The sequence below is a fragment of the Desulfovibrio gilichinskyi genome (assembly GCF_900177375.1).
Taxonomy (GTDB): Bacteria; Desulfobacterota; Desulfovibrionia; order Desulfovibrionales; family Desulfovibrionaceae; genus Maridesulfovibrio; species Maridesulfovibrio gilichinskyi.
Genome location: NZ_FWZU01000002.1, coordinates 200,060 through 214,106, shown reverse-complemented (window position 1 = coordinate 214,106; position 14,047 = coordinate 200,060). Strand labels below are relative to the sequence as shown.

Below are 14,047 nucleotides of genomic sequence, written 5' to 3'. Positions count from 1 at the left end.
ATGTTACACCCGGCAAAAACGGCTTGGCAAAAGCTAAACAGCATATGGTACCCGTCGCTGGGAGTGGCTCTTTTCATTATCCTGTGGTGGATGGGGAGCGCGAGTTACGGTTCATTTATCCTCCCCTCTCCATTGGAAACATGTAAGGCCCTATGGCAGCTCATTCTTGAGGGAAAAGCTCTCAAAGCCATGTGGATTACCACTGAACGAGCTTTGGGAGGATTTCTCATTGCAAGCATCATCGGCAGCAGCGTAGGTATTTTCGCTGGTCTTCGACCGAAACTTGCACAAACACTCAAACCGATAGCCGCCATTCTGCTGGGCATACCACCGATTGCATGGATAGTTCTAGCCTTACTCTGGTTCGGCACAACCGGATTTACTCCCGTTTTCACCGTGATAGTTACCACCCTTCCCATCACTTTCGCAGTGGCTGTTGAAGGAGCCCGCACCAGAGATGAAGAGCTGGAGAACATGGCCCGTTCCTTCAAAACACCTCGTGCCATGTTGCTGTGGGATGTATATCTGCCGCATATTCTGTCTTATCTTTTCCCCGGCTGGATAACCGCACTGGGCTTGGCATGGAAAGTTACGGTCATGGCAGAACTGCTGGGCTCAACAGACGGCATAGGAGCCAACATGGCGATTGCAAGAGTTAATATGGATACAGCAGAGGCATTAGCCTGGGTCACCGCTGTTGTTGCCCTTCTTCTAGCTGTTGAATTTTTACTCCTTGAACCTTTAAAGCACCGTCTTGAACCTTGGCGCAGAAAAATTTCGCAAACATCATGAAGACTATACACATGCCATGCTGACTTGGAAAAACATCTCTCACGACTACGGAGCAAATCCGGTGCTTGCCGGAATAAACCTGCAAGTAAATCCAGGAGAAATTCTGGCACTGACAGGGCGTTCCGGCTGCGGTAAAACATCACTTCTGAACATGGCCGCTGGTTTGCTGGTTCCTACAGACGGGCAAGTCATAAACTCATTTTCACACACGGCCTGCGTATTTCAAGACCCTCGCCTTCTGCCTTGGCGTAACTCTCTGGATAATATTGCTTTCGGCCTTAAAGCCATGGGTAAAAGCAGCGCAAGCAGGTTGGCAAAAGCGGGAGAGCTGGCTGAACGTATAGGGCTGCGCCCATGTGATATGACTAAATATCCGCATGAATTAAGCGGCGGTATGCAGCAACGTGTTTCCCTTGCAAGGGCTCTGGCTGTTGAACCGGATTTATTGCTACTGGATGAACCGTTCAGCGCACTTGATATCGGTCTGCGGCGCGAACTCCAAGACCTTGTCCTTGAACTTATTATTGAGCGCGGGCTTTCAGCGGTATTCGTGACCCACGATCTGTTTGAAGCCGTGCGGATAAGTCACCGCATCGTGATTCTCGCCCCGTCGCCGGGCCGTATTGTATACGAAAAACAAATTTCACATTCTTCTTCAAACAGGACAACAGACTTCATTCATAAGACTGTGACCGAACTACTGTCTGACAATACAGTCGGATCGGCATTTGGAAACAATAAAAAAAACTACGACACACCGGATACAAAAATGAACTTACAGCATAAAATAAAAGAGGTTAACATGGTGGAATTCAAACCCGTAAACATGCCTGAAACAAGATTAGCCAAAGACATGGCCGGACGTAATGTCTCAGTCAAAATTCAGATCAACAAAGTTTTTGGATATAATCCCATGGTCACATCACTGCTCTTCGCCTTGGCTCCTGAAAAAATAGCAGGACTAGGCATGCCGCCTATGCCGCCCGAACGCATGCTGGCAGATCAAGATTACCTTTCATTACCTGTTCTAGGTGTCATTGGTGGAAACTTCGGGGGAGGCAAAAACACCTTCAACAAGGAAGCCGTACAGCAAAATAAGGTAGATTTGATACTCTCCTTATCACTTTTCGCCATAGACGAAATTGAAGTAAACGAGGCAGAACAGCTTCAGCAGGAATTAGGGATTCCGGTGCTGATCTACGACGGAGGACTCGAATGCACCGCAGAAGTTCTGAGGAGGGTCGGATCAATAGTTGGCGCAAATGACAGAGGCAACATACTAGCCGAGTATTTCGAGGATAAATTTTTCAAAATTCAGAAAACCATTGCACAAATTCCACTAAGAGCTCGCCGCACCGTCTATTATGCCCAGTCCCCGACTGGACTGCTCACAGAGCCGCGAAAATCACGGCATGGCGAAATTATAGAATACGCCGGAGGAATAAATATTGCCGAAGTTCACGAACAGCGCGGATGCGGACGCACTCCAGTATGCGCTGTGGACTTGGCACGCTGGAATCCGGACTTTATCATCATGCTTTCAGATGAAGGTAAATCACAACAGCGGCTATACAACCGGGTTAAAACCGATCCATTCTGGTCCCAGCTTAAAGCTACCCGAAGCGATAATATCTACGAACCACCGGGGGCCATGTACAACTGGTTCGATCGCCCTCCATCCATCAATAGACTTATGGGATTAATCTGGCTTACAAATCTGCTCTACCCAGAGTGGTTCAACTGGGACATTGTACGCGAAACCAGAGAGTTCTACCGTCTGTTTTACCGTATGGAATTAGGTCCTAAACAAGTTGAATCACTGATCAGAGTATAACTTCTTTATTGCGTGCCGGATCGGGAAGCGGAGGAAGTGCTGCTTTTGAAAGCTCATTCAATGCTTCAAGTGCATCTTGAGTTAGCTACAATATGGCATCAATTATGTCCTAATATATTAATATTGTTATGATAATATATAATGGAAACTGACCATATATTCATAAAAGCCAAGCACAATGCGCCTGAGGCTGAACTTCTTAAAAAGATAGGTTTAAATAAAGGATCTTCTAATCAACATGCAGGGCAAGGAACAGCAAACCGAAGGTTCTTTTTTAAGAATTTTTGTCTTGAGCTGCTGTTTGTCGAAAAGATTGATGAGTGTCAGAATGAAACCACAAACCAATTACATCTTTTTGAACGGCTTACTTCAAATTCCCTTGATATCGCTCCATTCGGAATTTGCTTCAGACCAACGAGTCAAGACGAGTCCGCAGCTCCATTCCCTTGCCGGGATTATAAACCGCGCTATTTACCTACGTCGCTAAATATTGACGTAGCCCCTATAAATCTCGCTGAACCGATGTGGTTTTATTTATCGTTTTCTAAACACCCTGATGAACCCCCGGCCGAAAGCCGTTAGAACATCCTGCAGGTATTAATGAGCTAACCAGTGTACGGCTGATAACGCCAGACTCAGAAAATTTATCGCCAGCAGCAATTTGTGCTTCAAAACTACATAATTTTGCAATTACCAAAGGCAAAGAATATTTGCTTGAACTTGAATTTGATGAGCACACACAGCAAAAAATATATGACTTAAGGCCGCACCTTCCATTAATTATGTATTGGTAGCTGACTTCTCACTTTTTCACTTCAATCCGCTTAACAAGAACATTGGCCGCTGATTTATAAAAAGCATAGTTCATTTGAATATTGGCGACATATGTAGGAGTTTCAGCCCCTATTTCCTTGTAAGCGGCGTATTCCACGTTTCCGAACCATTGATCAGGATCAAGCCCCATATCTTCAGCTTGCTTTCTAAGTTTAATGATACGGTTAGGCCCGGCATTATAAGCGGCAAGAGCAAAATCAGCCTGCGCATCTTTTGCTACGTCTTTAAAATATCTGTCACGCAAAAATCTAAGATACTTAGCCCCCGCATGTACATTGCCATCAAGCGTATTAATATTTTTAACATCAACGTTTTTATCCGCCGCGGTCGAAGGCTTAATCTGCATAATGCCGACAGCTCCTCTATGGCTTGATTTATTCATATCAAGACCTGATTCCTGATACGCAACCGCCAAAAGCTTCAGCCAATCAAAATTATATTTCTCCCCGTACTTCTTAAAAACTTCAGTCAGAGGCTGCATTTCCTTCCACCCTATAACCATAGATGGACTAAGAACCCAGCTTGTATTTACAAAGTAACGCTTAAAAACCATGTTCCCCATAAGCGTTCCCTGCCGGACTGTTGCTGCAAATTCGCTCAAACTTTTCTGCAATTCTTTGCTGGAAGGCCGAACAGCCCATGCGACCTCGCCGCCGATGTGCAAAGGGGCGTCTTTATAAAGTCTAATATCCGGCAAAGCGGTTTTCCAAAGTTCAGCAATATGGCTTTCAGCGACAGTATATTCAATCATACTGCGTTCGGCCATTTCCAGCAGATCTTCTGTGACAAGATGTTTATCTGCTTGAACTATATTTACGGTCTTAAGCCCTTTCTTTTTAAAACCGGAATTTAAAGCTTCAAGACGAGCTTTGTAGCTGCTCCCCGCCATCACATAAACAGTTTTACCTGCAAGATCAGTCAACTTTGAAATAGGATCAGCTTTTCGCGATCCGACAACTATGTCAGATATCCCTTCCATATATGAAGAGGCAAAAGCGACTTTCTTTTCACGATTAGACGTAACCGTCAGCCCTGCGGCTATAATATCCCCTCTGCCTTCAAGAAGTGCAGGGATAAGTTCCTCAAACGGCAAGGCAATAAAGACCATACGCACTTGTTCGTCTTTTGATTCTTTAGACAAGTATTTCTTGTAAGCCAGCATAAGATCATGTTCAAGACCCTTTGTTGCCCCTTTAACTGTGAAAAAATTTGTGCGGTTATAACAGACCAGAACACGTATCGGGAGTTTGTCTTTTAAAATATCAGGCAGGTCCAGTTTCCACTTTTTAGAAGTTCTGGTAGAACTTTCGGGAGTGGAATTGCAGGCTGAAGTCAGGAAAATGAGACATAAGCTGATGAAAAGGCAAGAAAGAAGATTTTTCATAATTCACTCCTAATAGAGTTTATTATCTATAGAAATGGAGTAGATCAATATTTTTTAGAGGGTAGGATTTGTCTGAACTGATAATTAGATAATAACATACTACCCCTTGACTATATATTATATAATTGAGAATATTTTAAATTTATAAATAAGTCTGGATATTAAATATGACTCAAAACAAAAAAAATGACAAAGCCCCCTCGGATGACAAGTCTAGCAATAAACCAATATGCGGACTGATAATGCCCATCTCTGGGATGCCAGACTGCCCTCAGCACCACTGGAAAAATGAGCAAACCATTCTTAAAAGTTCTATTACCATGTCTGGATTTGAGAGTAGACTCGTAAGCGACGCTGATGAAAGATGAAATCGGAATCATCCATCAAAGAATCGTAACCAACATATATAACAATGAAATTGTTGTATGATGTAAGCAGTAAAAATTCTAACGTAATGTTTGAGATAGGAATGAAACTTGCTTTTGAATTCTTAAACTAGCCTAAAAAGTATACATACAGATGAATTATTACGCCATGTACAAAACTTTGTAGCGAATTATTTAAGAAAAGCTTAAGCCAAACACCATTGTCTACTCTAACTATTTACGCAGATATAATATTTTAGATATTTCTGAGTTCAAGCTCTTCAGAATCAACTACTCAAAATTGTTTCTGACAGTTACAAGTATATTAATAGAATTAAAAACATTTGGAAAACAGTCCAAACGTCAAATAAGAAAATTTAATGGTATCCAAAAACATTTTCATCTATTTTTAAATGGCAATGAATGGCATTTTAACTATTAATAAGTAGGTTAAGAAACATATGGGCAATTATCTGGTACTGCCCCCAATATTTTCACTTGAATAGTATAAATAGGACATCAAAAATGAAGAAAATATTTTTTTTCCATATTACCAAAACTGCTGGAACTTCTCTCAGGAACTTACTCCTAAAAAATTATGGCGAAAACCAAATATATGATAGCTGTGCTAACAGTAGAGGCCCTAACGCAGGATCAGACCTTTTATATGAAAACAATTTAGACCTGTTCCCCCAAAAGAATTGCTTTATGGGGCACTATAGATCAAACATACTGCCCATAATTCCCAACTCTTTTTTTAGATTTACCTTCTTACGCGAGCCTGTATCTAGAGCCGTATCATGGTTTTATTATCTCAAAAAATCAAACCATTTCACATCTCCGCTAACTTTAGAAGAATTCTTTTTTGATGTTCCAATACAATCAAAATATAAAAAAACAGCAACATTAGCTTATTTCAAACAAGCTACTAATGTTTATGTTAGATCGTTCACGAACAATCTAGGAAAAGATATAAATTTTATAAACCAGAACAACTATACCAATGCAATCACTAACATGCATTACTATTTTGATTTCATTGGTTTTCTAGAAAAATACAATGAGTCGACATTCATATTGTCTAAGCTATGCAACTTTGATGATATTTTTTATGAAAAACTAAATGTAATTTCAAAACCTAAATCATATAGAAACTACAGAAAAGAACTTGGAGATGAATTGTTCAATCAAATTATCTCATATAACAAATACGACGTTGAATTATACAGTTATGCAAGAAACATTACAAAAGACTTCTACAAAAACTTTATTTCAAAGAATCTCGAAGAATTTGAAAAATCAAAAAATACAGCCAGCTAAAGTAAGAATAGATTTGGGCTTAAAGATCCTGACTTAGCTCCAGTAAAAGTCCTAAAGAGGCTGTGACAACAAAAGAAAAGCAACTATAGTTACTATAGCTTTTTGTAATTGGCGCCACAACCCATTATGCAACTGATCATGTTGGTACAAATATTAAAAATAGCCGTTTACTATTTCATCGACTCGAAGAAATCATCACCGAAAGTCAAAGAATAAAGAATTACTTTCTGGTTAATTAGAAATAGATGAAAGTCATTTTAGTGGCAGTCTAAATGACAAGAGAGCTCGTAATGTAGCAGATAAAATTCCCGTTTTTGAACTTCTTAAACAGGACGGGAAAGTATATACATATTAATGGGTAATGGAATTAAGATCTTTTGGAAACAAGCCAAACGTTACATAGAAAATTTGATGATATCCCAGCCAAAGATTTTCCTCTATTTTTTAAGAAATGTGAGTGCTGTTTTGCAACTACTATCTGCCAAAACGACTTAATATATTGAAACAGTTCACTAAGAATATTATAGATTAGTTATCTTATATAGCCCCTTAATTTAAATTAAAAAATTAAAAACTAATTCTGCTTTATTATTGAATGATTATTACAATTCTCCCATCAAAGAAAACACTTGACCCGCTTCACTTTTAGTGCTTAGAAGGTCATCGTCCGTCCAAATCCGGTTGTGTTGATTCTGTTTTTTACAGAATCGAATCATTGCAAGGGCAGTGTACCTGTTTCGTACTCCGTCCTACCTAATAGACGATAGACCTTAGAACTCCTTTTAAATTACAGGGACCAGTTACGCTAAGCACCCCGCTTGGCTGTTCTAAGGATAAGTACGATCTGCCTTTGACTGGCTTGCTAACGCTTGCTGTTTGTAGATCGCGATAACCGGACGGTCCCCTCAGATACCGGACATTAATTACGGTAGAAAGACTTCCCCTTTTTTTGGGGTGGGCTTTTCTTTTGTTTGCACCCCGCAATTTCCGCCGACCCGGAACCTTCGATCACGAAGAGTTGATCGCGCCTTTATTATTTTTGCTAAGCGCAAAAGTTTTAGATAACCGACTGATGGTTTATAATAAATCCGGATTAGCTGAATAACGGGAATTAAACACGGGACCATTCGTAAATGGCCCCTTTGTGATGTTTATTGCCCTGTTTTCATTATTCAACTTATATAATTCAACCTATTCAACACATAAAAGAAAGTAAACAATATGGAAAAATTTAGAAATCTCGGCCTTTCAGAATCTATTATCGAAGCACTTGCAAAAAAAGGTTTCACCGAACCTACACCTATTCAAGCACAGACAATTCCGATGCTCCTCTCCGGTGAAAAAGATATCGTTGGTCAGGCTCAGACCGGAACAGGTAAAACCGCTGCGTTCGGTCTTCCAATCCTTGAAAATGTCCGCGAAGGCGCAGGCCATGTTCAGGCTATCATCCTAGCTCCTACACGCGAACTTGCTATGCAGGTTGCTGACGAACTCAGCTCCTTCCGCGGCAACAGAAAAATCCGCATTGCTACCGTCTACGGCGGACAGGCTATGCTTCCTCAGCTTAAGGCACTCAAAGCCGGTGCAGACATCGTTGTCGGTACTCCCGGACGTGTTCTTGACCACCTCAAACGTAAAACTTTGAAACTTGACCAAATTTCATTCTTTGTTCTGGATGAAGCAGATGAAATGTGTAACATGGGCTTCCTTGAAGACGTAAGCGAAATCATGGAAAGTGCCGGAGACAATCATCGCACACTGCTTTTCTCCGCAACCATGCCTCAGGCTGTTATGCGTATTGCCCGTAAATTCATGGGCGATTATGATGTAGTTTCTGTTAAACCTGAAAAAAATGAGATTCCTCTCACCGAACAGATTTATCATGAAATGCCTGAACGCGACCGTCTGGAAGCTCTTTGCCGTGTTATCGATTCACAGAACGACTTTTTCGGACTTATTTTCTGTAGAACCCGTGCAGATGCTGACCGCGTAGCGGCTGCTCTTACCGAAAGAAAATACCCTGCAGAGCCGATTCATGGTGATCTTTCACAGTCCCGCCGTGAAGAAATTCTCCGCAAGTTCAGAAACCGTAAATGCAAAATTCTTGTTGCCACCGACGTTGCAGCACGAGGCATTGACGTTCCTGACCTTACTCATGTTGTCAACTTTGCTCTTCCTCAGGACCCGCAGAGTTATGTTCATCGTATCGGTCGTACCGGGCGTGCAGGTAAAAGCGGTATCGCTGTTACTTTGATCAACCCTCATGAATTCGGTAAACTCAGATATATCGCCAAAATCACCGGCGCGAAAATCAACAAAAAGCCTCTGCCGACCATTGACGAAGTCATTGATGCCAAAAAAGAGCACATGGGTGCTGAGCTCAACGAAATCGTTACCAACGGCAAGCATTTGTCATACCTTCCTCTTGCAAATGAACTGCTCGAAAACAGTGACCCTGTTGAAATTATTGCAGCTCTTCTCCAGCATTCACAGGGCAGCGTTCTTGACAAAAAGAGCTACCGCAAGATCGATGAAGGCGCACGCAGCTCCGACACAACTCGCGGCAGAGTCAGATTCACTGCTTGCGTAGGTCGCGCACACGGCATGACACCTCGCAAGCTCGTTGATATGATCTGTGTAAGATCCAAAATCAGCCCTGTCCGCATTCAGAATGTTAAGATCAGCGGTCAGCAGTCAACCTTCTCCGTTCCCGGTGATGACTCTGACAAAGTAATGCGTACAGTTAACAAATCTTCCAACAACGGCAAGCCGCTTCTTAAACGCGCTTAGTTGATAGATTAAGATATTTAAAAAGCCCGTCCAAGGTTACTTGGACGGGCTTTTTTTTGCCTGATTTTTAAATCCGTTATCTACTGTCTACTCCAGCCCCATACCTGGATGGTGCGCTGCGTATTCCATATCACTTTCGTGGCAAACGGTGCAAGTTCCGCCGGAACCTATAGGCTTGGCTTCGCCCATATATTGAAGTGCGCGCAAATTATCCCGTTCATCCTCGGCAGGGAAGATTGCATGAGGTGCGTTATGACAAGCGGCGCACATAACTGCGCTCATTTCATCTTTGCGATTGCGGAACAGATCTGACTTCTTTTCATTCCAGACGTTGAAAGCAGAATCCGTATCCGGCGCTGCGAAATCAGCATGGCAGGTCAGACAATCCGGTTCCTGCACCCACGGTTTACGGGGATTAATCTCTTCCTTATCCATATCAACCGGAGTCAGCAAAGCTATCAGCCCTTTTGCGGCAGGCTGAGCGCCTTCACCTTTAAGCAGAGCCAGTGCATGGTTCTCCATCACTCCATGACAATTCACGCATTCCATACCGACATTTAGATGGTGACCGCGTAAACTTTCAGGAGGGTGACACATGGAACAAGCGTCGTTTCCTTTACCGGACAGATATACTGCGTGAAAACCATGTAACGCGGCAGATAAATCAAGCTGAGTGTCGCCGTCATGACAACTTACGCAATCGATTGTATCTCCGTTTACAGACTTAACCCGCGCCATAAAATCAGTATGGTTGTCGCGGTCATGAATCTTCAAGAAATCATCCGCGGTCTGCGTGGCAAGTCCGCCCTGATCCTTAACGGCCCAATCTCCGCCATGACAATTGTTGCAGGTAGCTCTGGTTGAAACAGGGAGAACAATTGTAGTTGTCGCGAAAATCTCGCCTGCACTGTTCACAGCGTCTACTTCCACCAGCGGCAACGGCTGATATCCGTCATTTGAATACGGCAACGCATTTATAGGCGGAGACTCAAAAAATCCATCCTTAACTTTCATTTCATAAGGCTGATTGATCGTTTTTAGTTCACAAACTATCTTTACATCATCAGTCACAATTTCAGGAGAGTCGCCACGCAAAATCAACTGAGCGCGCACTTTACTGCCGCCGTCGGAAAGGATCACCCGTCCTTTATTCTCAACAACTAAACGTAATCCTTCAACAGGCCACGCCAGTAAAGTGTATTTTTGATCAGTCGCAAAAGGAGCAGGTTTAGCGTCAGATTCTTTAATTTCTGGAAGTACAACCTTAGCCTGAGGGCTGAGGCTGTCTATATATTCAGCAAGAGCCATGCGCTCAGTCTCATCACCTAAGAAAGGCGACATATACTTACTGAGTTTACCCATTCCTGATAGAAATGCATCCAGACCTGCAGCGTTGTACTTAGCGGTTCTCGGCACAATATCATTCATAGGCCCGTTAATGGCATGGCATGAAATACATTCCATCTGATACAACCATTCTCCGGCCTTCAGTTTATTTTCACTTGTGATCTTTCGCAAATCATCCGGAACCCATTTGGCATTCTGTAAAAGTGATTTGCCTTCCATTGCGGCGGCTTTATCAACCATGACCGAGTTGGAATAAACAACACCCCACAAAACATAAGGTTTTCTGCCTGCTTCACGGATAAACTCAAATGAGCCGTAAAAGACAAGTGCAATTAAAAGTAAAATTAACGCTGACGGGAACTTTACCTTCCGCGGCATACAAATAGCCATAATCAAGCCTCCGATCAAAACAATCGGGGCGGTGATTTCGAACATCTTCATAAAATATGCAACGCGGTGGGATTTTTCTATGATCATAGAAGCCTGCTCAGGCGGCAAAGCCATCAGATACCAATACCCGCACGGCAAAACGAGAATAAGTCCGAGCAGAGTCCAGATGCTGCAAAGGCGAATCATCTTGCACCGCACTGCCGGATCTTTGAGCCAGGAAGCAGTTACAAAACCGAAAATACCTGCCAGCATAACGGATATAAACGAGCGGAACGCCAATTGCGGCCAGAATGTAGGATTAAAAATACCATCCCAGAAATTATGTGTTTGTACCCATTCTCCGGGTGTAAGCATAAAGCCGACCACACCGTTGATGGTGAAAAGTGACAGCCACGCGAAAATAAAATAGAACCAGCCTATTTTAACGTGATCAGAGCGTGTCATTTTGTGCCATGAATAAAAATAAATCAGCAAGGCTACAATTTCACCGACAAACCAGACCCACTCTGTTGCCCATGCAAATACAAATTCGGTTACAAGGACAAGTGCTCCCTGCGGGCTGAGCAATGCCATACTAAACCAGAGGGCAACACCGCTGACTCCTCCGAAAACCATCGTCAGGAGCAGGAAAAATTTTGAATGCTTCTTAACGTAACCGAGCAGTTCCTCAGACCCGGTGCGATAAGCCATCTGTTCGCTTATAACCAGAAACAGTCCGCCGCCTACAGCAAACTGAGCCACAAAAACATGGATGGTAGCGATAAAAGCAATCCAGAAACCGCCACCGAAAGTAGTGAGGTGCCAAATTGGATATTCCATGATTAACTCCTCCCCGACTTACACATAAGCTTAAGCATGTAGGTTATCGCAATAATTCCTATAACGAGTGAAATGAGAAATAAATATAAGGAAGAATACTGGTTTGTGACTATCAAATCCTCAGGTTTGAAGTATGGTTCAAGGTATGCCTGTCTTAGCATGTGCCGCATAATTACCATCACATAGACCATAACAACGGTAATAATTGATGCCGTCACCACTTTCCGCTTCATTCCGGCATAAATCAGAGCTGCTGCGCCCACTATTCCTACTCCAAACAATGAGGTTGCAAGCATATCCTTTCCCATAAACATCAGCATTAAATCTCTGGGAAGCGACATCATAAACGCCAGCCCGACAGCAGTATTCAAAACAGTTGCCCGCACAAACCACTTAAAACCGGTTTCAATATAATCCTGATCAGATTTCATTTTACCCAGAACAGCCACAAAAAGTCCGCCCACAGCAAGCGATGCAACCATAAAATGCAAGTAGCGCGGCAAGAGTGCTGCGTCATTTAAATTGAGTATAAATCCATGCGGATTATCAAAATACTCTGCCCAGTGATCAGGTCTGAGCATCAAAGTCATATTATTAGAAAGCATGAACCCTACATATAAGAGTGTGCACAGCACCGTTAAGATAAGACCTTTCCGGCCAACGTCTTTCAAACTTTCATAGCGGTAATAATGCCAGTACAGCCCGTAGTACCCCACAAGCAAAGCAACTATAGCCGCAAGCCAGTAAACAGCCATAAGCACCGATGAGGTATAATTAAACTGAGCATAAATTGCTTTTACAAATAGAAGTGGAGGAACTCCGGCATTAATGACTAACGCAAGTATTGTCGGCAGCTTACCGGAGAGCTCTCGTGAAACTTTACTCCCCCCGCTGAAACTGTGCCACGCGACAATAACAGTCCCGCCGACAGCTATGTTCATAAGCACAAGATGTATCGCAAAGGTAATTATCAAAAAAGTTTCCAGCCAGATCGGAGCAACTGCAATATTGTGTATAGCCGGAATAAGTGAAGATGGGATCATAGATATTCCCCCTGAATATTTTACTGATTTATGAAGGTATACCAAGTCTAGTCAGTACAAACAATTAGAAAATTAATTGAATTCGTAATATCATATGGGCCAAACATTTTACTTCAATTGATATATTTGTTTACTACCGCCATATATCCATAAAAAAAGCTTGCCAAAGACCCTTTAAATCAATATAGACAATGCTTCCGAGTGCCGAAGTGGTGGAATTGGTAGACACGCTAGGTTCAGGGTCTAGTGGAGTTACTCCGTGGAAGTTCGAATCTTCTCTTCGGCACCAATCGAGAATAAGAAAGCCGCAACAAATGTTGCGGCTTTTTTGTTGGCATTTAATTCTCTTTCTAATAGCAAAAAAAATCTCTTTTAAGTATATATTAAATATACTTTAACAAACGGAGAAACCTTTATGAAAATTCATACCTTATTCACAAAAACTTTATTTTTGTCATTTATAGCTTTATCATTCTTACTGGCTCACCAGTCGGCAGCTGACGCTTTCAGTATTAGCGATCTTTCATCCACGGCAGAATCAGCTAAATCCGCCACTGAAGGAGCTACTCTGCTAAACCGCGCTAAGAATGTTTATTCAAGTTTTTCAGACTCGACTAAAAGTCTCATCAGTGCCCAGACTGCCACCATGGACCTTATCAATCCGACCAAGAATGCAGGTTATGTTAAACAGCTCGGATCATATAATTCTGCAACCGGCCTTGATAAACTGATGCAAATGACGTCTTTTTCCCAGAGCATGAAATCTGAAATGAACGGCATGAACCTGACAAATAAACTCAGCCAAATTCTTACTGATTCTACAAGTCTTGATAAAGCAAAATCGATCTATACCGATGCAACAAACTCTTATACGACAGGCAATAAATCTGTTGCAGAAGCCAAAACTCTTTATTCGGAAATAAAAAAGTTTGTTGCAGCTCCTTCTTCTAAAAGCTTAGGAGGCTCACTGCTTTCAAATCTCAGCGACTACTCTGATGACATTTTACCGTTCATTCTGGAAAACGGTCCTGAACAAATCAAGACTGCTGCGAAGTTAGCCGAAGCTTTTAAAGGTTTTATCTAAAATAAAAACGTCCCCGTTTTCTTAATCATAGTGAGCGGGGACGTT

General features: G+C 42.3%; 10 protein-coding genes and 1 tRNA gene. 8 read left to right on the top strand and 3 right to left on the bottom strand.

The features are described 5' to 3' along the window. The 3 genes from B9N78_RS05880 to B9N78_RS05870 all read left to right on the top strand — a co-directional run bounded on the left by B9N78_RS05880 (position 1) and on the right by B9N78_RS05870 (position 3,208). On the top strand, positions 1–792 hold the full coding sequence (locus tag B9N78_RS05880) for an ABC transporter permease (RefSeq protein ID WP_085099799.1): 792 nt from the start codon (positions 1–3) through the stop codon (positions 790–792). Beyond that, positions 755–2,626, top strand: coding sequence for an ATP-binding cassette domain-containing protein (locus B9N78_RS05875; RefSeq protein WP_085099796.1), 1,872 nt, complete (start codon positions 755–757; stop codon positions 2,624–2,626). Before B9N78_RS05880 ends, B9N78_RS05875 begins: the two co-directional genes overlap by 38 nt. Before the next feature lie 141 nt (positions 2,627–2,767). Further along, a complete protein-coding gene (locus tag B9N78_RS05870) occupies positions 2,768–3,208 on the top strand; it encodes a hypothetical protein (protein WP_085099793.1) in 441 nt (146 codons plus the stop codon). A 220-nt stretch (positions 3,209–3,428) separates the two neighbouring features. Here B9N78_RS05870 and B9N78_RS05865 read toward each other — a convergent pair whose 3' ends face one another. Next, a complete protein-coding gene (locus B9N78_RS05865; RefSeq protein ID WP_085099790.1) occupies positions 3,429–4,844 on the bottom strand; it encodes an MltF family protein in 1,416 nt (471 codons plus the stop codon). Positions 4,845–5,011: 167 nt separating this feature from the next. Here B9N78_RS05865 and B9N78_RS05860 point away from each other — a divergent pair, with 167 nt between their 5' ends. From B9N78_RS05860 to B9N78_RS05850, 3 genes are all read left to right on the top strand, one after another. Further along, a complete protein-coding gene (locus B9N78_RS05860; protein WP_085099787.1) occupies positions 5,012–5,212 on the top strand; it encodes a hypothetical protein in 201 nt (66 codons plus the stop codon). Positions 5,213–5,734: 522 nt separating this feature from the next. Continuing rightward, entirely contained in the window at positions 5,735–6,529 is a 795-nt protein-coding gene (locus B9N78_RS05855; RefSeq protein WP_085099784.1) for a sulfotransferase family 2 domain-containing protein, read from the top strand. Positions 6,530–7,750: 1,221 nt separating this feature from the next. Next, entirely contained in the window at positions 7,751–9,319 is a 1,569-nt protein-coding gene (locus tag B9N78_RS05850; RefSeq protein ID WP_085099781.1) for a DEAD/DEAH box helicase, read from the top strand. A gap of 87 nt (positions 9,320–9,406) precedes the next feature. On the opposite strand, the gene B9N78_RS05845 is transcribed toward B9N78_RS05850, so the two are convergent. Both B9N78_RS05845 and B9N78_RS05840 read right to left on the bottom strand, forming a co-directional pair. Continuing rightward, positions 9,407–11,875, bottom strand: coding sequence for a multiheme c-type cytochrome (locus B9N78_RS05845; protein WP_085099778.1), 2,469 nt, complete (start codon positions 11,873–11,875; stop codon positions 9,407–9,409). 2 nt (positions 11,876–11,877) lie between these two features. Continuing rightward, positions 11,878–12,918, bottom strand: coding sequence for a hypothetical protein (locus B9N78_RS05840; protein WP_085099776.1), 1,041 nt, complete (start codon positions 12,916–12,918; stop codon positions 11,878–11,880). 203 nt (positions 12,919–13,121) lie between these two features. Here B9N78_RS05840 and B9N78_RS05835 point away from each other — a divergent pair. Both B9N78_RS05835 and B9N78_RS05830 read left to right on the top strand, forming a co-directional pair. Continuing rightward, positions 13,122–13,207, top strand: a tRNA-Leu gene (locus B9N78_RS05835). A 126-nt stretch (positions 13,208–13,333) separates the two neighbouring features. Continuing rightward, entirely contained in the window at positions 13,334–14,002 is a 669-nt protein-coding gene (locus tag B9N78_RS05830; RefSeq protein WP_085099773.1) for a hypothetical protein, read from the top strand. Positions 14,003–14,047 lie beyond the last annotated feature (45 nt).

Coding starts and splice junctions, on each gene's coding strand:
- B9N78_RS05880 (WP_085099799.1), top strand. CDS start 1: ATGTTACACCCGGCAAAAACGGCTTGGCAAAAGCTAAACAGCATATGG.
- B9N78_RS05870 (WP_085099793.1), top strand. CDS start 2,768: ATGGAAACTGACCATATATTCATAAAAGCCAAGCACAATGCGCCTGAG.
- B9N78_RS05865 (WP_085099790.1), bottom strand. CDS start 4,844: ATGAAAAATCTTCTTTCTTGCCTTTTCATCAGCTTATGTCTCATTTTC.
- B9N78_RS05860 (WP_085099787.1), top strand. CDS start 5,012: ATGACTCAAAACAAAAAAAATGACAAAGCCCCCTCGGATGACAAGTCT.
- B9N78_RS05855 (WP_085099784.1), top strand. CDS start 5,735: ATGAAGAAAATATTTTTTTTCCATATTACCAAAACTGCTGGAACTTCT.
- B9N78_RS05850 (WP_085099781.1), top strand. CDS start 7,751: ATGGAAAAATTTAGAAATCTCGGCCTTTCAGAATCTATTATCGAAGCA.
- B9N78_RS05845 (WP_085099778.1), bottom strand. CDS start 11,875: ATGGAATATCCAATTTGGCACCTCACTACTTTCGGTGGCGGTTTCTGG.
- B9N78_RS05840 (WP_085099776.1), bottom strand. CDS start 12,918: ATGATCCCATCTTCACTTATTCCGGCTATACACAATATTGCAGTTGCT.
- B9N78_RS05830 (WP_085099773.1), top strand. CDS start 13,334: ATGAAAATTCATACCTTATTCACAAAAACTTTATTTTTGTCATTTATA.